14 protein-coding genes and 1 pseudogene are annotated in these 23253 nt (G+C 71.2%); 7 read left to right on the top strand and 8 right to left on the bottom strand.

All coding sequences use genetic code 11. The features are described from left to right. From aspA to GTW67_RS26045, 3 genes and pseudogenes are all read left to right on the top strand, one after another. A pseudogene (gene aspA, locus GTW67_RS38380) lies at positions 1-175 on the top strand (aspartate ammonia-lyase); the annotation flags it as partial. A 106-nt stretch (positions 176-281) separates the two neighbouring features. Beyond that, positions 282-1685, top strand: a complete 1404-nt coding sequence (locus GTW67_RS26050) for an MFS transporter (protein ID WP_161167221.1) — start codon at positions 282-284, stop codon at positions 1683-1685. A 41-nt stretch (positions 1686-1726) separates the two neighbouring features. Further along, on the top strand, positions 1727-2653 hold the full coding sequence (locus GTW67_RS26045; protein ID WP_161167220.1) for a LysR family transcriptional regulator: 927 nt from the start codon (positions 1727-1729) through the stop codon (positions 2651-2653). 13 nt (positions 2654-2666) lie between these two features. Here GTW67_RS26045 and GTW67_RS26040 read toward each other — a convergent pair whose 3' ends face one another. Beyond that, a complete protein-coding gene (locus tag GTW67_RS26040) occupies positions 2667-3284 on the bottom strand; it encodes a TetR/AcrR family transcriptional regulator (RefSeq protein WP_161167219.1) in 618 nt (205 codons plus the stop codon). A gap of 243 nt (positions 3285-3527) precedes the next feature. Here GTW67_RS26040 and GTW67_RS26035 point away from each other — a divergent pair, with 243 nt between their 5' ends. The 3 genes from GTW67_RS26035 to GTW67_RS26025 all read left to right on the top strand — a co-directional run bounded on the left by GTW67_RS26035 (position 3528) and on the right by GTW67_RS26025 (position 8101). Next, positions 3528-5000 (top strand): aldehyde dehydrogenase, encoded by a 1473-nt coding sequence (locus GTW67_RS26035; RefSeq protein ID WP_161167218.1) that lies wholly within the window; start codon positions 3528-3530, stop codon positions 4998-5000. An 81-nt stretch (positions 5001-5081) separates the two neighbouring features. Continuing rightward, positions 5082-6449 (top strand): aminotransferase family protein, encoded by a 1368-nt coding sequence (locus GTW67_RS26030; RefSeq protein WP_161167217.1) that lies wholly within the window; start codon positions 5082-5084, stop codon positions 6447-6449. A 131-nt stretch (positions 6450-6580) separates the two neighbouring features. After that, positions 6581-8101: an APC family permease gene (locus GTW67_RS26025; RefSeq protein ID WP_346010744.1), complete on the top strand. Its 1521-nt coding sequence runs from the start codon at positions 6581-6583 to the stop codon at positions 8099-8101. 65 nt (positions 8102-8166) lie between these two features. Here the strand turns inward: GTW67_RS26025 and GTW67_RS26020 are convergent, their stop codons facing one another. The 6 genes from GTW67_RS26020 to GTW67_RS25995 all read right to left on the bottom strand — a co-directional run bounded on the left by GTW67_RS26020 (position 8167) and on the right by GTW67_RS25995 (position 19760). Continuing rightward, positions 8167-8676 carry a nucleoside deaminase gene (locus GTW67_RS26020; RefSeq protein WP_346010743.1) on the bottom strand — a complete coding sequence of 170 codons (510 nt, stop codon included), beginning with the start codon at positions 8674-8676 and terminating at the stop codon, positions 8167-8169. 269 nt (positions 8677-8945) lie between these two features. Continuing rightward, positions 8946-9755 carry a xanthine dehydrogenase accessory protein XdhC gene (gene xdhC, locus GTW67_RS26015; RefSeq protein WP_202437708.1) on the bottom strand — a complete coding sequence of 270 codons (810 nt, stop codon included), beginning with the start codon at positions 9753-9755 and terminating at the stop codon, positions 8946-8948. A 1-nt stretch (position 9756) separates the two neighbouring features. Next, positions 9757-12153 carry a xanthine dehydrogenase molybdopterin binding subunit gene (xdhB, locus tag GTW67_RS26010; RefSeq protein ID WP_161167215.1) on the bottom strand — a complete coding sequence of 799 codons (2397 nt, stop codon included), beginning with the start codon at positions 12151-12153 and terminating at the stop codon, positions 9757-9759. Further along, the gene (locus GTW67_RS26005; RefSeq protein ID WP_161167214.1) at positions 12150-13631 is read right to left on the bottom strand and encodes a xanthine dehydrogenase small subunit; all 1482 of its coding nucleotides are present in this window, start codon (positions 13629-13631) and stop codon (positions 12150-12152) included. Before GTW67_RS26005 ends, xdhB begins: the two co-directional genes overlap by 4 nt. A gap of 551 nt (positions 13632-14182) precedes the next feature. Continuing rightward, positions 14183-19408 (bottom strand): wHTH domain-containing protein, encoded by a 5226-nt coding sequence (locus GTW67_RS26000; RefSeq protein ID WP_161167213.1) that lies wholly within the window; start codon positions 19406-19408, stop codon positions 14183-14185. A gap of 4 nt (positions 19409-19412) precedes the next feature. Further along, positions 19413-19760: a Pepco domain-containing protein gene (locus GTW67_RS25995; protein WP_161167212.1), complete on the bottom strand. Its 348-nt coding sequence runs from the start codon at positions 19758-19760 to the stop codon at positions 19413-19415. 248 nt (positions 19761-20008) lie between these two features. Here GTW67_RS25995 and GTW67_RS25990 point away from each other — a divergent pair, with 248 nt between their 5' ends. Then, on the top strand, positions 20009-21067 hold the full coding sequence (locus tag GTW67_RS25990) for a vWA domain-containing protein (protein WP_161167211.1): 1059 nt from the start codon (positions 20009-20011) through the stop codon (positions 21065-21067). Here GTW67_RS25990 and GTW67_RS25985 read toward each other — a convergent pair. After that, on the bottom strand, positions 21057-23105 hold the full coding sequence (locus GTW67_RS25985) for a SpoIIE family protein phosphatase (protein WP_202437704.1): 2049 nt from the start codon (positions 23103-23105) through the stop codon (positions 21057-21059). The two genes, GTW67_RS25990 and GTW67_RS25985, sit on opposite strands and share 11 nt — an antisense overlap. Positions 23106-23253: the final 148 nt, after the last annotated feature.

Raw genomic sequence — 23253 nt, 5'->3', positions numbered from 1 at the left:
TGTCACCGCGCTCAGTCCGGCGCTCGGACACGAGAACGCGAGCGCCATCGCCCTGGAGGCCCACCGCAGCGGCAGACCGCCGCTCGACCTGGTGCGCGAACGCGGACTGCTGACCGAGGCGCAGATCCGCGACCTCACCAGCCCCGCGTCCCTCACCGGCCTGCCCGCGCTCTGACGACGCGGCCGCCGGCGCCGACGGCATCCGCACCCCCGACAGCTCCGCTCACCCAACCCACGGTTCACCCATCCCACGGTTCACCCATCCCCACGAGGAGGCGCGTATGCGCACCCGTAACAGCGATGCCACCACGACCGAGGCCGGGGTGGCCGCCGACGACACGGTGGCACTGCGCAGGAGCGTCGCCGCCGGAGCCGTCGGCGTGTTCGTGCACTGGTTCGACTGGGCCGCCTACGCCTATCTCGCCGGTACCGTCGCGACGGTGTTCTTCCCGGCGGAGGACAGCACGACCGGACTGCTCGCCGTGTTCGGCGTGTTCGCCGTGTCCTTCGGCATCCGGCCCGTCGGCGCCCTGGTGTTCGGGCCGCTCGGCGACCGGATCGGCCGCAAGCGCACCCTGTCGCTGGTCATCTTCATGATGTCCGGCGCGACCCTCGCGATCGGGCTGCTGCCCGGCTACCAGTCCATCGGCATCGCCGCCCCGCTGCTCCTGGTGCTCCTGCGCCTGGTCCAGGGCTTCGCCGCGGGCGGCGAGTTCGGCAGCGCGGCGAGCTTCCTCGCCGAGAGCGCGCCCCGGCGCCGACGCGGCTTCGGCGTCAGCTGGCTGGAGGTCGGCTCCCTGCTGGGCTTCCTCGCCGGCTCGTTCGTGTTCCTGCTGCTGTCGGCGGGACTCGACGACGCTCAGCTGACCTCCTGGGGCTGGCGCGTCCCCTTCCTGATCTCCGCTCCGCTCGGCGTCATCGGCTTCGTCATCCGCAACAAGATCGAGGACACCCCGGAGTACCGGGCCCTGGAGGCCAACGACTCCGTGCCGCGCAGCCCCGTACGGGAGCTGCTGCGCACCCACCGGCGGCAACTGTTCCAGGCGGCGGGACTGATGACCGCCATGCACGTGCCCTTCTACGCGGTGCTGACCTACCTCGTCACCTACGAGACCGACGAGCTGGGGCACTCGGACGGCAGCGCCGCCCTGCTGTCGGTGGTGATCTCGCTGCTCGGGCTCGTCCTGGTGCCGCTGTTCGGCCTGCTGTCCGACCGGGTCGGGCGCAAGCCGGTGTTCGTCGGGGCGACGGCGACCCTGCTGGTCGTCGCCACCCCGGCCTTCCTCCTGATGCGGACGGGGCTGGTCGGGACCTGGGCCGCCGGTCTGCTGCTCGGCGTCATCCTGGCGGCGATCCTCGGCACGTACGCCGTGTGGTCGGCGGAGACCTTCCCCACCCGCACGCGCCAGAGCGGTCTGTCCATCTCGTACAACCTCACCGCCGCCCTGTTCGCCGGCACGGTGCCGTACCTGATGACGGTGCTGATCTCCGCCACCGGCAGCACCCTGGTGCCCGGGCCCTATCTGATGGTGGCCGCCGTGGCCGGCCTGGTCGCCGCGCTGTCCCTGCCCGAGACCGCCGGTTCCGGCCTGCTGCGTCCCGAGGACGTCTCCGGCCCGGCGCCCTCCCGGCCGGTGCCCTGTCGCCCGGCGCCCTCCCAGTCGGTGCCGGACGACGCCGCATAGGCTCGGGGCCGGGCACACATCACCGGGCACAAGGGCCGCACATGACCTCACCAGTGGGTTTCACTCTCGTTCAGCTGCGCTACTTCCTCGTCGCAGCCGAGCACGGTTCGATGACGGAGGCGGCCGCGGAGCTGCACATCGCGCAGTCCGCCGTGACCGCGGCCGTCTACAACCTGGAGCGGGACCTGCGCGTGCAGCTGTTCATCCGCCGCCGGGGCAGAGGGCTGACGCTCACCCCGGCGGGGGAGCGGCTGCGGCAGCAGGCACGGGACCTGCTGGCCCGCGCCCGGGAGGTCGAACGGGAGGCCCGGGGCGAGGGCGAGGCCGTCTCCGGGCCGGTGTCCGTCGGCTGCTTCGTGACCCTGGCCCCCTACTATCTGCCGCCCCTGTTCAGCGAGTGCACCGAACGCCACCCCGGCATCGAGATCGACGTGGTGGAGGGGGAGACGGACCAGCTCGTCCACGCCCTGGCCGCGGGACGCATCGACTTCGCCCTCACCTACGACCTCGGTCTGGGCGCCGAACCCGACGTGCACAGCGAGACCATCGCCCACGCCCCGGCCTACGTCATCATCGCCGCCGGCCACCCGCTCGCCGGCCGGGACAGCGTGGAGCTCGCCGAACTGTCCGCCGAGCCGCTGGTGCTGCTGGACCTGCCGCACAGCCGCGACTACTTCCGCTCGCTCGTGGCCGCCACCGGCACCGCGCCCGACGTCCGCTACCGCACCCAGAGCTACGAGGCGGTGCGGTCCCTGGTGGCCCGGGGGCTCGGCTACTCCGTCCTCAACCAGCGGCCGGCGACCAGCCAGACGTACGGCGGCGGCGAGATCGCGGAACTGCCGCTCCGGGACGGCGGCCGCCCGCTCGAAGTCACGATCGCCTCGGTGGCGGGCATGACCCAGACCGCCCGCGCCCGCGCCGTGATGAACCTGCTGCGGGAGATCGCGGCACGCCCCGCGGAGCGCTGAGCGTACCCAGGCCCTAGAGGTCCGGGCACCCCGTCACCGCCCGCGCGTGTGCCACGAGCAGGTCGAGCGCCCGGTCGGGGCGCAGCGCCGCGTTGTGGCTGACGATGTGCAGGCCGTAGCCGTCCTCCAGGGCCACCAGCCCGTGCGCCAGGTCGTGCGCGGGCGCGGCGAGGGTGAAGCCGCCCGTCGCGGCGCCGACCTCCAGGGCGGTCGTGTAGAGCCCGACCTCGCGGGCGAAGAGGGACGTCATCAGCTCGGCGTGGCCCGGGCTGCGGCCGGCGCGCCGGTGCAGTTCGTACAGCAGGCCGTGCACCGGATCGTCCGTCATCCGCGGCAGCCCGCTGTGCAGCAGGGCCCGCAGCCGTCCCGCCGCGGTGCCGTCGGGCGCCTCGTCGTAGGCCCGCTGCCGGGAGGCCAGGTAGCTCTCCACCGCGCCCCGGTGCACCTCCAGGACGAGGTCGTCGAGCTCCGGGTAGTAGTACAGGACCGAGCCCTGGGACACCCCCGCCGCGTCCGCGATGTCCTTGATGCGCAGGCCCTCCAGTCCGCGTTCCGCGATCGCCTGGCCGGCGGCGGACACGAGGGCCTGTCGGCGTGCCGTCTGGTTGCGTGGTCTGCCCGCTTTCCCCATGGTGGTCGATTCTCTGCTGCGGATGTCAGTTTTCGCAAGAAGTGCCGGCCGGGGGCATTGACGTCGTGGCCCTCAATTGTTTGAATCTCGGCTCAAAGAAGTCGACGCGGGCACTCCGGTCGACTCCCCGCCGCCGCGGCGCCGCCGTTCCCGGGCGGCGCTCACCGAGACGGCCCAGGCCACACCCGATCCGACGGACTCCGGTTCCGCCCGGCGTCCCACGACGCATCCGAAGGCCACAGCATGCAGACGTACGCCCACTGGCGGCAGCGCGCCGCAGCGTTCACCCCCCGCACGCAGCTCTTCGTCGACGGGGCGTGGACCGACCCCGCCGACGACACGTGGTTCCCCACCGTGAACCCCGCGACCGGCAAGACCACCGCGCACGTGGCGGCCGGCTCGGCCGCCGACGTCCACCGGGCCGTGACGGCGGCCCGCACCTCCTTCGAGGACGGCCGCTGGTCGCGCACCGCACCCGCGGAGCGCAAGCGGATCCTGCTCGCGCTGGCCCGCCTCATCGAGGAGCACGGGGAGGAACTCGCCCTCTGCGACACCCTCGACATGGGCAAGCCCGTCACGGAGTCGTACGGCACCGACGTGCCCGGGGCGGCCGGCGTGTTCGCCTGGTACGCCGAGGCCGTCGACAAGCTCTACGACGAGGTGGCCCCGGCCCCGCCCGGCCACCTCGCCCTGGTGCGCCGCGTACCGCTCGGCGTCGTCGGCGCGGTCGTGCCGTGGAACTTCCCGCTGGACATCGCGAGCTGGAAGCTGGCGCCCGCCCTGGCCGCCGGCAACAGCGTGGTGCTGAAGCCGGCCGAGCAGTCCCCGCAGTCGGCGCTGCTGCTGGCCGAGCTCGCGGCGGAGGCCGGCCTGCCCGACGGCGTCCTGAACGTCGTACCGGGACCGGGGGAGACGACCGGGCGGGCCCTCGGCCTCCACCCGGACGTGGACTCCCTGGTCTTCACCGGGTCCACGGCCGTGGCCCGGCGCTTCCTCGCCTACGCGGCCGAGTCGAACATGAAGCAGGTGTGGCCCGAGGCGGGCGGCAAGAGCCCCAACGTGGTCTTCGCCGACGCCGACCTGGAGACCGCCGCCGAGCGCGCCGCCTGGGGCTTCGTCTACAACGCCGGGCAGGTGTGCTCCGCCAACACCCGGCTGCTGGTCGAGGCCGCCGTCGCGGAGGAGTTCACGGCCCGGGTCGCCGAACACGCCCGCGCCTGGCTGCCGGGCGACCCGCTCGACCCCGCCACCCGTCTCGGGCCGCTCGTCGACGAGGCCCAGGCGGAGCGCGTCCTCGAAGCGCTGCGGTCCTCGGGCGGCACCCTCGTGTGCGGCGGCACGCGCCCCGACCGCGACGGCGCCTACGTCGACCCCGCCGTCGTCACCGGCCTCACGCCGCAGGACCCGCTCGTCCGGGAGGAGCTGTTCGGGCCGGTGCTGACGGTGCTGCCCTTCCGCGACGAGGCCGAGGCCGTCCGACTCGCCAACGACTCCGCCTACGGGCTGGCCGCGTCCGTGTGGACCCGGGACCTGGGCCGGGCGCACCGCGTCGCCGAGGATCTGCGGGCGGGCACCGTGTCGGTCAACACGGTCGACGCGCTGAGCCCGTTGACCCCGTTCGGCGGGTTCAAGCAGTCCGGCCACGGCCGCGACCTCTCCCTGCACTCCTTCGACAAGTACACCGGCCTGAAGACGACCTGGATCACCCACTCCTGACCCCGCCGGCGCCACGGACGTCCCCGGTCCCGCCACTGACACCCATCCCGCCATCGGCATCGAGCAAAGGACGCACCTCCCATGACCCGCACCGCCGCAGACCTCAGCCGGCTGGACCGAGCGCACATCATCCACCCCTACCTGCCGGGCAGCGCCACCGAGCGCGTCGTCATGACCTCGGGCTCCGGCTGCCGCCTCACCGACTCCGAGGGCCGCGACTACCTCGACGCCACCGGCGGCCTCTGGCTCGCGCAGGTCGGTCACGGCCGCACCGAACTCGCCGACGTCGCCCACGAGCAGATGAAGAAGCTGGAGTACTTCACCAGCTTCTGGGAGTTCTCCAACGAGCGCGCCATCGAACTCGCCGCCCGCCTGGCCTCCCTGGCCCCCGAGGGGATGGACCACGTCTACTTCACCTCGGGCGGCTCCGAGGGCAACGAGGCGGCCATCAAGATGGCCCGCTACTACCACCACCGGCGCGGTGAGGGAAGCCGGACCTGGATCCTGGCCCGCAGCAAGGCCTACCACGGCATCGGCTACGGCGGCGGCTCCGCGACCGGCTTCCCGCTCTACCACGAGGGCTTCGCCCCGATGATGCCGCACGTCTCCCACCTCACGCCCCCGTGGCCGTACCGCGGCGACCTCTACGGCGACCAGTCCCTGAGCCCCGAGCAGGTCACCGACTTCCTCGTCCGCGAACTGGAGGAGCGCATCGCGGAGATCGGCCCGCGCAACATCGCCGCGATGATCGGCGAGCCCATCATGGGCGTCGGCGGCATGCTCGTCCCGCCCGCCGACTACTGGCCCCGGGTGCGCGAGGTCCTCGACCGGCACGGCATCCTGCTGATCTTCGACGAGGTCGTCACCGCCTACGGCCGCGTCGGCGAGTGGTTCGCCGCCCAGTACTTCGGCGTCACCCCCGACATCATCGTCACCGCCAAGGGCATCACCTCCGGCTACGTGCCCCTCGGCGCCCTGCTGGTCGGCGACCACGTCGCCGAGGTCCTGCTGCGCGACCACGGCTTCCCCATGGGCTACACCTACAACGGCCACCCCGTCGCCACCGCCGTGGCCACCGCCAACCTGGACCTCATCGAGAAGGAGGGCCTCCTCGCCCGCGCGACCTCACTCGGCGCCTTCCTCCACGGCGAACTCCAGTCCCAGCTCGGGGAGTTGCCGATCGTCGGCGAGATCCGCTCGGTCGGCATGATGCTGGCCGTGGAGCTCGTCCAGGACCGCGCCACCCGCGCCCCGCTGCCCCTGGACCCGGACCGCATGCCGCACGACGTGATCCGCCGCGAGACCGGCGTCATCGTGCGCGACTCGGCGCACAGCCTGGTGCTGTCCCCGCCGCTCGTCATGACCGAGACCGAGGCCAAGGAGGTGGCCTCCGCGCTGCGCGGCGTCCTGGAGCGCACCGGCCCCGACGGCCGGATCCGCGGCGCCTGACACCACCCGAGGGGGAGGCCCGGTCCGCCACCGGGCCTCCCCGCCCAGCACCACCCGACACGGACCCCACACCGTCCCCGGCGCCCGCACGCGCTCCTCGCAGTGTCTCTTCTCCCTCCAAGGAACTGCCCGTGTCCTCCTCGCACCTCTCCACGGCCGAACCACGCGCGGACGCGCCCGCGGACGGCGCCCTCCAGCGCAGCCTCAAGCGCTTCGACATCACCGCCATGGCCGTCGCCGCGGTCATCTCCTTCGACACCATCGGCCAGATCGCCACCGGCGGCGGCGAGGCCGCCACCTGGACGGCGGCCATCGCGCTGTTCTTCCTCGTCCCCTACGCCCTGCTGTTCGCCGAGACCGGCGCCGCGTTCCCGCAGGAGGGCGGCCCGTACGTGTGGGTCAGGCTCGCCCTCGGCCGCCCGGCCGCCGCACTGACGACCCTCATGTACTGGGTCACCAACCCGATCTGGCTGGGCGGTTCGCTGGTCTTCCTCGCCGCGCAGACCTGGGACGGGTTCGTCTTCCGCCTCGGCTCGGGCACGTTCGCCGACTACACCTTCAAGCTGCTCTTCGTCTGGATCGCCATCCTGACGGCGGTGGTCTCCCTGCGCCGCGGCAAGTGGATCACCACGGCGGGCGCGGGAGCGAAGGTCCTCTCCCTCGCGCTGTTCACCCTCACGGCCGTCCTCTACGGCGTGCGGCACGGCTTCCACGGCCTGTCCGACGCCGACTTCACCCCGACGACCGCCGGTTTCCTCGCCCTCGTACCGATCCTGCTGTTCGCCTACGTCGGCTTCGAGGCCCCCAACGCCGCCGGCGAGGAGATGCACGACCCCCAGCACGACGTGCCCGCCGCCCTGGGGCGCTCCGCGGCCGTCGCGGCCTGCTGCTATCTCCTGCCGGTCCTCGCGCTGCTGGCCGTCGTCCCCACCGACCAGGTCACCGGCATCGGCGGCTTCATGGAGGGAGCCCGCCTCGTCTTCGGCGTCTACGGCCCGGCGGCCGGCCCGCTGCTGAAGGCCACCGCGGTCATGTTCGTCTTCGCCCTGCTCACCCAGGGCAGCGCCTGGATGATCGTCAGCGACCGGATGCAGGCCATGGCCGCGGCCGACGGCGGCTTCTTCACCCGCGCCCTCGGCGTCTTCCATCCGCGGCTCGGCACGCCGGTGCGCACCAACCTGCTCTCCGGCGCCGTCGCCACGGTCTTCATGCTGGCCGCCATGCGGCTGGCCGACGGCGACGCGGCCGACGTCTTCGCCGTGGTCCTGACCGTCGCCGTGACCACGCTGCTGCTGTCCTACCTGGTCATCGTCCCCGCGCTGGTCGTCCTGCGGCTGCGCCGGCCGGACGTCCCGCGGCCCTACCGGGTGCCGTTCGGCACCCGCGGCTTCCTCGTCTGCGCGGCGCTCGTCTACGCGTGGATCGTGATCGGCTCGTGGTCGGCGCTCTTCCCCGGGATCCTGGAGGGGCTCTTCGGCATCGACTACGTCTTCCACGACGTCTGGGGCGTCTCCCGCGCCGCCTTCGAGGCCTTCACCCTCGGCACCGTCGCCGTGCTGCTCATCGTCGGTGCGATCGGCGTCGCGGTGGCCCGCCGGGAGGCCCCGCCGGTGCGAGGAAGCGCCGAGGGCGACCGGCGCGGGCAGCGGTGATGTGCGGGGTCACCGCTGTCCCGGGCCCGGCGAGGAGCTGCCGTCGGCGCGGGGAGAACCGGGGGTCAGTAGTCGATGCGGTCCGACTTGGCGAGCCACGCGTCGAACGGCGCCGTACGGTTCGGCAGGTCCAGGTGCTCGATGCGCGTCGGCCAGCTCGACTGCGGCTTCTTGTCGAACAGGTCGTAGAACTTGCGGTCGTCGAAACCGGCCACCGCGGCGTCGTGCCGGTCGGCGGAGTACACGATCCCGTCGACACGCGCCCACAGCGCGGAGGACAGGCACATCGGACACGGCTCGCACGAGGTGATCAGCACGCAGCCCTCGAGGGAGAAGGTGTCCAGCTCCTTGCAGGCGGCACGCAGCGCGGTCACCTCGGCGTGCGCCGTCGGGTCCAGGGTCGCGGTGACCTGGTTGTTCCCGAGCGCGACGACCTGCCCGTCCTTGGCGACCAGGGCGCCGAACGGACCGCCGCCGTTCATCACGCTGTTGGTGGCCAGGCTGATCGCCTCTTCCATCCAGGCGCGCTTGAGGTCCTGGATGCTCGCTTCTTGGGTGTGCGCGGTCACGGTCACTCCTTCTCGGACACGGTGGGGAATTCCCCGGATGCTCCGCCCCATGCGGGACAGCGCCGCATCTGTCGGGCTTCAGGATTCGTCGGCATGCGAAGAGCGGCTTGTGAGAGGAGTACACAGCCCGTCGAGGGGCGTCAGCTAGGGGTGGAAAACATGAAAACCCCGCAGGCGGAGACCGGCTCTTCGTAGACTTCTACAAGGCCGGCCGGCCGTCGTCCCTGTTGTTTGGATCGAGGCCCGGGCCGGTCGGCGTCACCGACCGGCACCGCTCAGCGGCCGTCCTGTTCGAAGCTGCGCAGCAGGTCCGCCGCGACGCTCACGGCGATCGTGGCGGGCTCCTTGCCGGTGATCTCGGCCAGGCCGATCGGCGTCTTGATCCGGTCGATGGTGGCCGCGTCGTGGCCGCCCTCGGTGGCCAGGCGGTGCCGGAACCGCGTCCACTTGGCCGCCGAGCCGATCAGGCCGATCGAGCCCAGACCGGCCGTGCGCAGGGCGGCGTCGGCCAGCGCGGCGTCCTCCGCGTGGTCGTGCGTCATGATCAGGACATGGGTGCCCGGCGCCAGCTCCCCGAGCACCTCCTCGGGCAGCAGCGGCGTGTGGTGCACATGGACCTGCGCCACCGCGTCCGTGAGCACGGCGAGCCGCTCGTCGGTCAGCATGTCGGGGCGGCTGTCGACCAGATGCAGATCGATGTGCTGGCGGGCCAGGATGCGGGCCAGCTCCAGCCCGACGTGGCCGATGCCGAACACCGCCACCGCCGGCACCACCGGCAGCGGTTCGAGCAGCACGGTGACGGCCCCGCCGCAGCACTGCACGCCGTGCCGGTTGGTGACCTTGTCGTTGAGCTTGAACTCCATCAGCTCCGGCTCCGCGTCGTGCTTGCCGATGAGCTCACGGGCCCGGTCGATCGCGACCGCCTCGATGTTGCCGCCGCCGATGGAACCCCACGCCTCGGACGGTCCCACGACGAGCTTGGCGCCGGCCTTGCGGGGGGCGTGACCGCGCACGGCCGCGACGGTCACGAGCACACCGGCTTCCCGGCGGGCTCGCAACCGCGCGACCGCGGCCACCCAGGTCATGTCAGGCATTGCTCAGGGCGTTGACGCCGGTGGGGATCTCACTGGCCTCGCCGAGCCCCTGGGAGCCCCCCTTGCGGGCGGCGTCGATCGCCCAGTACACGGCCTCCGGCGTCGCCGGGGAGGCGAGCTCCAGGCTGATGCCGGCCGGCCCGAACGCCGCGGCGGCCTGCCGCAGCGCCTCGCGCACCGAGAACGCCAGCATCAGCGGAGGCTCACCGACCGCCTTGGACCCGAAGACCGCGCCCTCCTCGGTGGCGTTCTCCAGCAGCGTGACGTGGAACTGCTCGGGCATCTCCGAGAAGCTCGGCAGCTTGTACGTGCTCGCCGCCTGGGTCAGCAGCCGGCCCCGGTTCGGGCCGTCACTGGTGTCCCAGCGCAGCTCCTCCAGCGTCAGCCAGCCCGCGCCCTGCACGAACCCGCCCTCGACCTGACCGATGTCGATCATCGGGGACAGGCTGTCGCCGACGTCGTGCACGATGTCGACCCGCCGGATGCGGTACGCGCCGGTGAAGCCGTCCACCTCCACCTCGGTCGCGGCGGCGCCGTGGGCGAAGTACTTGAACGGCGAACCCCGGAACGACTTCGCGTCCCAGTGCAGCCCCTCGGTGCGGTAGAAACCGGCCGCCGACAGCTGCACACGCTGGAAGTACGCGGTGTGCACCAGGTCGTCCCAGGCCAGCTCCTTGTCGCTGCCCAGGGCGCGGGCGACGCCCTCGACGATACGGACGTCCGAGGCGTTCGCCCCGAGCTGGGAGGCGGCCACCTGGAGCAGCCGCTCGCGCAGCTGCTCGCACGCGTTCTTCACCGCGCCGCCGTTGAGGTCGGCACCCGAACTCGCCGCGGTGGCCGAGGTGTTGGGCACCTTGTCGGTACGGGTCGGGGCGAGGCGCACCTTGTGCAGCGGGATGCCCAGCGTGGTCGCGGCCACCTGGAGCATCTTGGTGTGCAGGCCCTGGCCCATCTCGGTGCCGCCGTGGTTGATCAGGACGGAGCCGTCCTTGTAGATCAGCACCAGCGCGCCGCCCTGGTTGAAGGCGGTGAGGTTGAACGAGATGCCGAACTTGATGCCGGTGATCGCCAGCGCCCGCTTGGTGTGCGGGTGCGCGGCGTTGAACGCGGCGATCTCGCGCTTGCGGTCGGCGATGCCGGCGTCGTCCTGCACCTGCTGCCAGACGGTGGAGATCCGCTCGGGCTGCGTGACCGGCTGCCCGTACGGCGTCGTCTGGCCCTGGCCCGGCTGGTAGAAGTTGCGCTCCCGCAGCTCCATGGGGTCCAGGCCCAGCAGCGGTGCGCAGCGGCCCAGGATGTCCTCGATCACCAGCATGCCCTGCGGTCCGCCGAAGCCGCGGAAGGCGGTGTTGGAGACCGTGTGGGTCCGGGCGATGCGGCCGGCGACGCGCGCGTTGGGGATCCAGTAGGTGTTGTCGATGTGGCACAGCGCGCGGGCCAGCACCGGCTCGGACAGGTCCAGGCTCCAGCCGCCGTCGGCGACCAGGGTGGCGTCCAGGGCCTGGATACGGCCGTCCGCGTCGAAGCCGATCTTCCACGTGGCGTGGAAGCCGTGCCGCTTGCCGGACATCGTCAGGTCCTGCGTCCGGTTGAGCCGGAAGCGGACCGGCCGGCCGGTGAGCTTGGCGCCGAGCGCGGCGATGGCCGCGAAGCCGTGCGGCTGCATCTCCTTGCCGCCGAAGCCGCCGCCCATGCGCAGGCACTGCACGGTGACCTCGTGGGAGGGCACGCCGAGCACGTGCGAGACGATCTCCTGGGTCTCGGACGGGTGCTGGGTGCTGCTCTGGATGAACACCTGCCCGTTCTCGTCGACCTGGGCCAGCGCCGCGTGCGTCTCCAGGTAGAAGTGCTCCTGGCCGGCGAACTGGAACTCGCCGCTGAACACGTGCGCCGACTCGGCGAAACCGGCGTCGATGTCGCCGGCCTCCATCACGGGCTGGGCGCCGTGGTAGCTGCCCGCCGCGATCGCGTCCTGGAGCGAGACCAGGGAGGGCAGCTCGTCGAGCTCGACCCGTACGGCCGCGGCGCCGAGCCGGGCCGCCTCCAGGGTCTCGCCGAGCACCCAGGCCACCGCGTGGCCGTGGAACATGACCTCGTCGGGGAACAGCGGCTCGTCGTGCTTCATGCCGGCGTCGTTGACGCCGGGCACGTCGGCCTTGGTCAGCACGCGCACCACACCGGGCACGGCGAGCGCCGGCGCGGTGTCGAGCGAGAGGATCTGGCCGTGGGCCTTCATGACCTGGACCGGGTAGGCGTGCAGCACGTCCTTGGTGCGCTGGACCAGGTCGTCGGTGTACAGCGCGGTGCCGGTGACGTGCTGGGCCGCGCTCTCGTGCGGCATCGAAACGCCGACGACGGGCTTCTCGGGACGCTCGGACAGATGGCTCATGACGACACCGCCTCACGGGTCTGTGCGTGCAACTTCAGCAGGCTCTGGCCGAGCATCGCGGCGCGGTACTCGGAGCTGGCGCGGTGGTCGCTCATCGGCGTGCCCTGCGCCTGAAGCACCTGCGCCGCGGCCTCGACGGTCTCCGTCACCCACGGCTTGCCCTCCAGGGCAGCCTCGGTGGCCAGGGCGCGGATCGGGGTGGCCGCCACGCCGCCCAGACCGATGCGCGCCTTGCGGACGACGCCGTCCTCGATGTCGAGGGCGAACGCGACCGCCACGCTGGAGATGTCGTCGAAACGCCGCTTGGCGATCTTGTGGAAGGCCGTGACGGGCGACAGCGGCAGCGGGATCCGCACCGCGCGGATCAGCTCGCCGGGACGGCGCACGCTCTGCCGGTACCCGGTGAAGTAGTCGGCCAGCGGGACCACACGCTCCCCGTCGGCGTCGGCGAGCACCAGCGACGCCTCCAGCGCGAGCAGCACCGGCGGGCTGTCGCCGATGGGCGAGCCGGTGCCCAGGTTGCCGCCGAGGGTGGCGCTGTTGCGGATGAGCCGGGACGCGAACTGCGGGAACAGCTCGGCCAGCAGCGGTACTTCGCCGTCGAGGCGCCGCTCGATCTCGGTGAGCGTCTGCGCCGCGCCGATCTCGATGTGGTCGGACTCGACGCGCAGCTCCCGCAGTTCGGGCAGCCGGTCCACGGCGACGACATAATCGGCCCTGCGGGAGCGGATGTTCACCTCGACGCCCCAGTCGGTGCTGCCGGCGACCACGACCGCGTCGGGCCGCTCGCGCAGCAGCCGGACCGCGTCGGCCAGGGAGCCCGGCCGTACGAACGTGCCCTCGTCGCGGGTGTACTCGGTGGCGGCCGGCTCGGGCGCGGACTGCTCGCGGCGCTGGGCCAGCGGGTCGTCCTCGGTGGGCGCGCCGACGGCGAACGCGGCGTCGCGGATCGGGCGGTAACCGGTGCAGCGGCACAGGTTCCCGCTCAGCGAGTGCAGGTCGAAACCGTTCGGGCCGTGCTCGGCGTCGTGGCCGTCGGCCGCGTCGGCGTCCGTGCCCGTCGCCGCGTGCGCGCAGCGGTCGGGCCGGTAGTACTCGGCGGCCATGCTGCACACGAAGCCGGGCGTGCAGTAGCCGCACTGCGAGCCGCCGCGGACCGCCATCTCCTCCTGCACGGGGTGCAGCGCGGGCGCCGTACCGGGCTCACCGGCGGTGGCCAGGCCCTCGGAGGTGACGATCTCCTGACCGTCGAGGGAGGCGACCGGGACCAGGCAGGCGTTGACCGCCACCCAGTCGGTCGGCTTGTTCACCCCGGGACGGGCCACCAGGACCGAGCACGCGCCGCATTCGCCTTCGGCGCAGCCTTCCTTGGTCCCGGTCAGGCCGCGGTCACGCAGGAAATCGAGGACCGTCGTCTGGGGTGCGGCCGGGGAAATCGGGGTGCTCTTCCCGTTGACCGTGATCCGTGCCTCTACCATGGCACATCCTCATTTCGGAGCGCGGTCGTACAGATTATGCTCGTCGCCATTTCAGGGACTTTCTCTTTCGGTGGCGCGGTTGACGCGTGAGAATCCCGGCCGGAAATCGGCGCGCGAGGGCGTGCCGCGGGGCGGGTGAGGAGATCAGGGGACACCGGGGCCGCAGATTCGGCACGCAGTGAAGAAGAGGCTGGTCAGCAGCCGTGTGCGACGCGACCCGGGACCCAGACGGTCCGCTGCGCGAGGCGATGCAGGTCGGAGATGATCGACATCCGACTTCGCCTCCTTCCAGCAGCTCACGAGTCGGTCCGCTCGAAAATACGGTGCCACGGTGCCGTCGGTCAAGGCTCGCTTGTCGACGGCCCACAGTCGTCGCTCCCCAGAGCCGACGCGAGCACCCGCTCGCGGGCTGGCCTATCGGCACCGGTCGGCGACTGTCAGACGTCCACCTCGTGCAACGCGGACTCGCATTTAAGAGGAGTGCGGGTCGAAAGGTGCCGCAGTTGCGATGGCTCGGGAAGAAATTCCCGGACTTATTTCCGTTCCCGCGGTCAGGCGTGCTCCTTCGGCACCTTCGCCCACGCATCGGCGACCAGCCGGCCGACGTCCGGTACGTTCACGCCAAGGTCGGCGAGGCGTGCGGCGACATCGGACACCGTGGTGTTCAGCACGTGAGCCGCCACCAGCAGATGCTCCAGCGGGACGGGTGAGTAAGGATCGAGCCAATCGCTGTGATGCGAAGCATTGAGCCGCAGGAGTCGCAGTTCGCCGAGGTTGGGCGGGCGGTCGGGGTACTCGAAGTCCTGGACGAGGAGCCCGCCCGCGAAGAGCCTTTCCTTCGCGGAGAGGAGGCTGATGTCCTCCTTACCGGCGAGGACGTAGACGTGAGCCGCGGGCAGGACGACGCCGGGATCCTCGGGGAGCCAGGGGAACTTCCCGGTATGGAGCAAGGACTCGTCGAGGACGTGGACCGCGCGTCCTTCCTCCGGGTCGGACGGCAGCGCCGACCTCCCGAAGCTGCCGTGCTTCGGCACGGTCTCGGGCCGCCGGCTCTCCCTGCTGGGCGGCGTGGGTACCGGCGCCCCAAGTTCGACCAGGCGTGCGCGCACTTCGTGGATCGGGCGGCGCACCGCGTGTGCCGCCCGGACCACTTGCTCGGTCCGCCAGACGTCGTCGAGCGGCACGAGCGGCGATTTTCCGTCCCCCGCGAGGCTCAGTAGGGCAAGGTCGTCGAGAACGGCCGCGTTCTCGCGAGGGTCCTCCCGGACGGTCATGCCGCGAAGGGCGAACTGTTCCCGTGCCTCTTCCGGCGTCCAACCATGGGTGAACATCATGGAGATGAGGTGACCGGGAGGAACCGGATCGACAGTGTCCGGTGTGTAGGGAATCCATCGGCCGACAAGAGTGCGTTCGTCCGTGCCGGACAGTTGCTGTCGATTGGCCGTGCCGGTCGGCGACTCGGTCGTCATTCCCAGTTGCCGCAGGCGCTCCGCGCACGTCTCGACCGGTTCCGCGAGGACGGCGGCCGCGAGACTGAGGTGGGCGACGGGAACCGGGAGGTCGGGTGCCAGCCAGTCGCTGCGCCGGTCACCGTGCTGCCTCGCGTACTTGATGAGCAACCGGACGTCCTGCGCAGTGAGCGCCTCCGGGATGTCGCGGAACGGGACATGAAGCCCCAGCGCCTCCAGGTGACGGGCGATCTCCTTCATCGGCCGGCCGGTGCGCTGGCTCAGCACATGAAGCGCCGGCAACGGAACGGGCCTGGCGAGGTCGAGGACCTGCGCCTCGGACGTCAGCATGCCGACGAGCTCGTCCGGGAGCTCGGGAAGACGGTCGGGCAGGCCCTCGGGCATGCGGTACCCGAGAGCCCGTAGTCGGCGCACCGTCTCCTCGATCGTCCTGCGTTCGTCGAGGGCGATACAGAGGATCTGGGCGGAGACGAAAGCGGCGCGAGAGGGGTCGGGGTCGTGACTCACCGCGTACTTCTGGTGCACCAACTCACAGGTGCCGTCGTCACCGCTCAGCGCGCGGGTCGGGTGCGAGACCTGGATGCCGAGCCGCAGATGGGCGGCGCGTGCCTCGTCCGGAGACATGTCCAGCGCCTCCGCAACGTGCAGGATCCGCTCGGCGTCGGCTCGGGCCACCCAAGGGCCTCTTCGGTCGCAGTGCTGACTGACCACCAGGTGGGCCAGCGCGAACTCGGGTGAAGTGGAATCACGCAGGTAATCACAGTGTTCCGTCGAGAACCCCAGCCGGTCCATGAGGTCGACCAGCTGCTGGACGGGGCGGCGCGAGTTCTCCGCGACCGACAGAAGGGCGAACACGGAAACCGGATCACCCGGCTCCAGCCAGGGTGCCTGGGCGTCGCCGTCCAGGCTGATCATCCGGAGGAAGTCCGCCGGCGGTACGTCCGGCTGAAGGCCGGGGCCCTTCCAGTCCATGTTGAGCGGACGAAGACGGTCGATCACCTCGGTGAGGGGGAGACTCAGCTCGTCCGCGTGTACCGCGATGTCGGACAGCCGCAGAGCGGACTGCCACAAGGGCGGCTCGCGACGATCAGACCGGGTGTAGCCCAGCGCGTAGGAGTGCGAAGGCAGCGCGTGGCCAAGTGAAACCGCACCGAACCCCGCGGGGCAGTGCTCGGCGAGAGCTGCTGCGACCCCGTCCGGGAAGTGCGCGGAGTAGCGCCACAGCGCCAGGTGGTCGGGCAGCCAGGGGTGGCCGGGCAGGGAGCTGAACGTGTTGCGGTGATTGCGGCCCCCGCCCGCCCAGCCGGCGCGCACGAACCGGTCGCCCGGGAAGTAGCCGGTGCGCTCCAGCGCGTACGACCCCTGCCTGTCGGTGAGCCGCGCCGGGCTGGAGCTCAGTGCCGCCACCACGGCATCGGCGATCCGCAGGTCCTCCTCGGCCATGCGCTCCAGCCACTCCTCAGAGAGCAGACCGGACCCCGGCAGGCTGTCGACAGCTCGCTGCAACCGTTCGACGACGGGCTCACCGATGTCGTCCAGGATCGATCTGCGGTCGACGGAGAGGCGTGGGACGGCGTGGTTCCCGCGGCCGGGAAGACCGATGCGGCCCCGGAGGTTGACCACCGCCCCCTCGACGGCCACCTTGCTCGGGAAGGACACGGTCGCGGGCTGGGGCCAGCTGGCCTCTGCCACGATGCCGTCGATGAGGAGTGCGCCGCCCCGTTCGCACCAGAACACGTCCCCGTACCCGCCCCGGACGACCTGGCCGCCCGCGTCGATCGCGCTGCCCGCACGGGGCCGGAACTCGTCGGGTGACCATTCCTCCCACTCGCCCTCCTCCTCGTAGGTCACGAGGGTCTGGAAGCGGGCGATCGCCAGAACGTTCCGCATCGCCTGCACACAGGACAGGTCGGTGGCCCGTCGTGGGTTGAGGTAGAGCCTGACCCTGGTACCGCAGTCGTCGCCGTTGAAGTCGGGCTCTTCGACCTGGTCCTTGACCTCGAAGAGGTCGTCCGGGCCGAACACCGTGACGCGCAGTGGCTGGCCGAACGTGCCGTCACGGTCGAACTTGCGTGTGACGACCTGGATCTCGTCCGCCAGCATGAAGTAGCTCAGGACGCCGATGCCGAACCTGCTGTTGCGATGGAAGCTGATCCCCCGGCTCTCCCAGTCCGCCTGCTCCTGCTGGAAGGAGGCGAGATGAGACAGCCGGGCGCCGCCCTGGGCGAATGCCTCCACCAGTTCGTACCGGTCCATTCCCGAGCCGTTGTCCACGCACTCCACGTACAGGCGGTGGCCGTCGCTCTTCTGATGGATCTCGATCCTGGGCTTCCACTCCGGCCGTCCCGGTTTCCCGGCCGGACGGCACTGCTCGCGGGCCTGACGGACCGCACACGCGTCCATGGCGTTCTGGTAGAGCTCCCGGACGGCCAGGGAGCGGTCGCGATACAGCTGCTCGCCGGTCAGGAGGTCACGCACGCGCGCGCCGTCGAGGCCGAAGCGAGTGGCGACGGAGAGGAACTTGAGTCCCCGTTCGCCCCTCTCGGGCAGAACGTGGTCGCCGGAGGCTCGCACGGGGAGCCGCGAGAGCTCGGCCGCGCTTTCGCTGTCGCGGGGGACACGGTGGCTCGCGTGGTAGAGCAGCCCGTCGACGGAGGCGGCGTGCTCCTGCAGAGCGGCCATCACGGCCTGGTGCGGGCAGGAAGCCACCAGCGCCAGGCTGTTGTCCCCGGTCGTCCACTCCGCTTCACCGATGGTCTTCTTGGCCTGCCGGAGACTCATTCCGTCGTCGCTGCGGAGGTGGTCCACCAGGACCCGTGGCAGATCGGCCAGATCCAGTGCCATGGCCTGCGACAGGGTGAGCAGGTATCCGATCAGCCTGCGGCGGACCGTGCCCGCAGCAGGTCCCGTCTCGGGCGGGGGAGAGGCGAGGATGCTGCCACCGTGCTGCATCGCCTGGAAGAGCCAGGAAAGCAGCTTCACGTCCAGCAGCTCGGGCAGCAGCGACGAGGGCGAGGACTTCGAGACTTGCCGCCACGCCTCCAGTGTGCCGTCGGACAGACGATCACTGGCCATGCTCAGCTGGGACCTCCGCTGCTGCAGGAGCCAGAGGCGGACGGTGCGGACGTCCCTCGACCTCGGTGCCGGCCGGCGATCGGGCGTAACGCGCTGGAGAAGGGACGAGTAGTCGGCCCAGTCCTCGTCCTGGTCGTCGAAACGCTGGAGCTCCCTCTCCGTCAACTGCGCGTTGTGGACCCGTTGGAGGTGGTAGAGCGTCGGTGCCAGAGTGAGGAAGGCGACCTCCGCCTCGCTGAACCGGCTGTCGGCGAAGTACCTGCCGATGAGCAGGCTCAGCCAGTGACTCGCCCGCTGGTCCGCTTCCCAGTCGATCCACGGATGGTCCGCGAGGCGTCGGCGTTCCTCCTCCAGCTGCTCGCTGATCATGCGTGCCACGGTCTCCGCCGGCTGCTTGAGCCGTTGGCCCCGGGTGTCCGCGCGGTCCCACACGGCGTGCTCCGACAGCAGGCGGAGACGTTCCTGGGCGGGAGACCCGGTGCGGGGGAGGAACGGGAACTGCTTCTCGCCGTGCTCACCGCTCAGCCTCGGCCGCTGGTCGAGCCGGGCGGGGAGCTCGCCCCGGTGGCGCTCCTGGAGATCGGCCATCTCGTCGCTCAGCAGGGTGTGCAGCCGCCCGGCGGGGAGCTCCTCGTGTCCGTCGCCCAGGACGTTCAGGAGCGCCTTGGTGAAGAGGCTGGACCGCTCGGCGCCGTTGCCGGAGAAGGCCGCCACCTCCGAGGGAGCGCAGGCCAGGAGATACGTCAGCCTGTCGTGACCGGCCAGCGGCTTGACCGGTGACAGGCGCTCGTGGCGGTCGGTCGACAGGCGCTCCCGGCATGCGTCGACGACGAAGAGCACGTTCTCCGCCCGAGTGTCGTCACCGACGGTGTCGGCCCAGTGGTCGTCCAGCGGAAGGTTGGAGCTGCGGATGACGGCTTTGCTGTCACTCAGCCCGTCCGAGTCCGAACCGACGAACCACAGGGTCCGGTCGTAGTAGAAGCCGTGGCCGCTGAGGTACACCACGAGGTGGTCACCACGCCTCCCGCTGCGGAGGAAGGTCTCGATCCGCCTGGTGAGTCCCTGGTACGTGAGCTCCTCGTGGTCACAGCTGCTGTCCTGCGAGATCTCGTAGCCGCACTGGCCGAGTTCTGCCCTGACCTTGTGGAACTCGCCTTCGAGGTAGTCGAGGTCCTGCCATCCCTCCGACTGGAAGCGGGGAACGAACAGGAGCAGTGCGCGATGGCGGCTCACGGCCTCACCGGCTGCCTTCGCCGGCGCCGAAGACCATGGTGATGCCGCCCTTCCCCTCGACCTCGCTGGTACCGATCAGTCGGATGCCGCCCTTGGCGGACACCTCGAAGGAGACCTGTACTTCCCGCAGCGGGAACCGTCCGCCGGCGTCGGAGATCCGGCCGAAGACCTCACGCAGCGCGTCGACGGTGCTCTCGAGGTTGGCCCGCAGCTGCTCGACCCTGACCGGCACCGCGGCGACCTCGCCGTTGGCGGTTCGCCGGCGTCCCTTCGTGCCTCCCCGGGCCTGCGTGACGTCGTCGAAGTCCTCGTCGTCGGCGTTGACAAGGATTTGCAGACCGGCCTCGTTCACAGTCTCCCCCTCACTGGTGCGGGCTCACGGCCCGGCCTCCGGTCGCGGCGCGTGTGCGGTCTGACGTCCGCGGCAGGACGAGCATAGGTCAGAGCACGTCAACCGCACTGGGAGTGGCGGACATTGGCCAGGTTCGGACGTCGTGTCCGGCACTGGCCGGGCCGTAGTTCCGAGGCAGGACGGCGTTGTCAGTGCCCCGGCCTAGTGTTCGAGCATCAGTCGGGGAGCCTCGCAGAAGGAGCAGAACCATGTCCGCCAACAGGATCCAGCACAAGGTGAATCACGTCGCGCTGGTCGTGGACTGTTCGGGTTCCATGTATCAGCACCAGAGCCAACTCGTCCGCGTCGTCGACGAGTTCGTGGCCGGTCTGAAGGCCGAGTCGGACAGCCTCGGCCATGAGACCCGGATCAGCCTCTACTCCTTCGACCACCGGGTGGAGAACCTGGTCTGGGACATGGACGTGAAGCACCTGCCGTCCATGCGGGGCCTCTACAAGGTCAACAACGGCGCCACGGCCCTGATCGAGGCCTCCCTGAAGTCCCTGGACGACCTGGGGCACATCTGGGAGGAGTACGGCGAGCACAGCTTCCTCCAGATCGTCGTGACGGACGGCGAGGAGAACGCCTCCGGCGGCGACCGGCGCCACGACGGCGACATGTCCATCCTCGGCCCCTGGCTCGACAGGATCACGGCGAAGATGAACGGACTCCCGGGCCACTGGACGTCCGCGATCCTCGTCCCGAACTCGCTGGCCAAGCGCACCGCGCAGAACTACGGCTTCCCGGCCGGCAACATCGCCATCTGGGACGCGGACTCGCAGAAGGGCGTCGAGGAGGCCATCGGCACCGTGCGGGCCGCCGCCACCAGCTTCCTGCGGGGACGCGAGCAGGGCGTGCGCGGCACGAAGAACCTGTTCGCCGTCGGCCAGGACATATCCGTCGACGACGTACGGGCCAACCTCGAACCGATCCCGGCCGACAAGTACCGGCTCCTCAAGGTCGACAAGGAGATCGAGATCCGCCCCTTCGTCAACTCGCACCCGGGCGTCACCTACGAACGCGGCGCCTGCTACTACCAGTTGGGCGCCCGCGCCCTGGTCCAGCCCAACAAGGAGGTCATCGTCGTCGAGAAGGACACCGACCGCGCCTACACGGGCGACGCGGCCCGCAGCCTCCTGTTCGGCACGGGCGTCCAGGGGACCGTGTCCGTGAAGGCCGGCAACAACCCCAAGCTGGAGGTGTACGTGCAGAGCCGCTCGGTGAACAGGAAGCTCAAGCCGCAGACCCGGCTGCTCATCATGCTCTGAGCACCCGCAGGGCCAGCATCGCCACGTCGTCCGTGCCGCCCTCGGGGAGGAGGGCGACCAGGAGGTCGTCGCACAGGGTCTCCAGGGGCTGCCCCGCGGCCTGCGACGCCGCACGGCGCAGCCGTTCCAGCCCCTGCTGGAGGTCCTCGTCGCGGCGTTCCACCAGGCCGTCGGTGTAGAAGAGCAGCGTGGAGCCCGGCGGCAGCGGTTGCTGGGCGCTGGTGTAGCGGGGGTCCGGCACCAGGCCGATGAGGGGGTCGCGGGCGTCGGTCAGGAAGCCCGCGGTGCCGTCGGGGGCGACGAGGAGCGGGGGAGGGTGGCCGGCGACGGAGTACTGGAGGCGGAAGGCGCCGGGGCCGGGCTGCTCCACGCGGGCCAGGATGCAGGTGGCCGTCCCCTCCGGGTAGAGGGTCTGCACGGAGATGTCCAGGCGGTGCAGGATCTCCCCGGTGGGCTCCTCCCGGTCCAGGGCGAGCCCGCGCAGCATGTTGCGCAACTGGCTCATGGTGACGGCGGCCGGCAGATCGTGCCCGGCGACGTCGCCGATGGTCAGGACGACCGCGCCGTCGCGCAGGACGAAGGAGTCGTACCAGTCGCCGCCGACCTCGGCGCCGACCGTACTGGGCCGGTAGCGCACGGCGATGTCCAGGCCCGGCACCTCGGGCGGCGCGGTCAGCAGGCTGCGCTGGAGGGCGAGGGCGACCTGCCGGGTGCGCTGGTACTCCAGGGCACTGCGCAGCGGCGCGTGCGTCTGCTCGACCAGATCGCGCAGCAGGTCCAGCTCGGGGCGGCCGAGCGGTGGCCGGTCGTCGCTGACGGACGCGGTGAACAGGGCGGCGGTGGCGCCGTCCACGACGACGGGGAGCAGGACGATGCTGTTGACGCCGCCCGACAGCCACGGCGCGTCCTCGGGCCCCGCCAGGTCCGGCGGCGGCTCGCCCGGTGGGAACGCCGCGTACAGGGGGCTGCCCTGCTCGATGGCGCGGGCGAGCGGGCTGTCGGGCCGCAGATGCTCCTCGCGGTGCGGGGGCAGGTCGGGCATGCCGGGGCGGGTGAGGGCGACGACGCGTTCGGCGGTGAGCGCGCCCCCGGCGGGGCGGTCCAGGGTCTGCGGCAGGAGGTAGACGCGGCAGGCGTCGGCGACGTCGGGCACGATCACATGGCTGAGGGCGTCCAGCATCTCCTGGAGCCGCACCGTGTCGGCCGTGGCGGCCGCGGCGCGGGCGAGCAGGTGGTCGCGGCGGTCGGCCTGCCACTGCTGCTCGATGTCGGCGCAGGTGCCGACCCATTCGACGACGGTGTCGCCGTCGCGCACGGGCGCCGCGTAGATGGAGAAGTGGCGGTAGCCGCCGCCGGCCAGCCGGAGCCGGTAGACGTGGGTGAAGTCGGTGGGGACGTCGGCCAGGGCGCGGTTCCACTCCCGGACGATGGCCTCGCGGTCGTCGGGGTGGACGGCGTCGAGCCAGCCGTTGCCGCGGAACTCCTCCCAGGTCTGCCCGGTCACCCGCTGCCAGCCGGGGCTGGGCTCGATCACGCCGCCCTCGGGTGCGGTCACCCACACCATCTGGGATCCGGCGTTGACCAGGCTGCGGTAGCGCAGCAGGGCGCGGCGGCGCTCCTCGGCCAGGACCCGGATGCGTTCGGCGGCCTCGACCTGCTCGGTGACCTCGACGATGACGGCCAGTACGCCGTGCTCCCCCGCGGCGAACGCCGACCGGGAGATGCTGAAGTCGAAGTAGCGCGTGACGCCGTGGGCCTCGCCCGGATAGGTCACGTCGACGGGAGCGGTGGAGACCCGTTCGGCGCGGCCGGTGGCGAACACGCGGTCGAGGATCTCGAAGTAGCCGGTCTGCGCCAGGTCGGGGAAGGCCTCCCGCAGGGACCGGCCGAGCGGGCGGTCGCCGAAGGTCTGCCGGTAGAGCGTGTTGATGTAGACGATGCGGTGGTCGGGCCCGCGGGCGAGGAGGACGCCCACGGGGGCCGGATCGAACACGTCGAGTCCGATCCCGCTCGACAGGCACTGCGTCTCTTCGCTCATCACGCGTCTCCCGCACCGCCGCTTATGAGGACACATACGGCCTCGGTCACCTTATGCCAGGTATGTCCCCGCAGTGCCGGAGCCTCACCTGGCGGTGTGCCGGGGAAGCGCAGGGAAACTCCCGTGCGCCGATTCGTACACCTCTGCG

It is taken from the genome of Streptomyces sp. SID5910 (assembly GCF_009862125.1).
In the GTDB taxonomy this organism is placed as follows: domain Bacteria; phylum Actinomycetota; class Actinomycetes; order Streptomycetales; family Streptomycetaceae; genus Streptomyces.
This window is presented reverse-complemented; position numbering and strand designations above follow the sequence as displayed.

Coding starts and splice junctions, on each gene's coding strand:
- GTW67_RS26045 (WP_161167220.1), top strand. CDS start 1,727: ATGACCTCACCAGTGGGTTTCACTCTCGTTCAGCTGCGCTACTTCCTC.
- xdhC (WP_202437708.1), bottom strand. CDS start 9,755: ATGACCTGGGTGGCCGCGGTCGCGCGGTTGCGAGCCCGCCGGGAAGCC.
- GTW67_RS26005 (WP_161167214.1), bottom strand. CDS start 13,631: ATGGTAGAGGCACGGATCACGGTCAACGGGAAGAGCACCCCGATTTCC.
- GTW67_RS26030 (WP_161167217.1), top strand. CDS start 5,082: ATGACCCGCACCGCCGCAGACCTCAGCCGGCTGGACCGAGCGCACATC.
- GTW67_RS25990 (WP_161167211.1), top strand. CDS start 20,009: ATGTCCGCCAACAGGATCCAGCACAAGGTGAATCACGTCGCGCTGGTC.
- GTW67_RS25985 (WP_202437704.1), bottom strand. CDS start 23,105: ATGAGCGAAGAGACGCAGTGCCTGTCGAGCGGGATCGGACTCGACGTG.
- GTW67_RS26040 (WP_161167219.1), bottom strand. CDS start 3,284: ATGGGGAAAGCGGGCAGACCACGCAACCAGACGGCACGCCGACAGGCC.
- GTW67_RS26050 (WP_161167221.1), top strand. CDS start 282: ATGCGCACCCGTAACAGCGATGCCACCACGACCGAGGCCGGGGTGGCC.
- GTW67_RS26035 (WP_161167218.1), top strand. CDS start 3,528: ATGCAGACGTACGCCCACTGGCGGCAGCGCGCCGCAGCGTTCACCCCC.
- xdhB (WP_161167215.1), bottom strand. CDS start 12,153: ATGAGCCATCTGTCCGAGCGTCCCGAGAAGCCCGTCGTCGGCGTTTCG.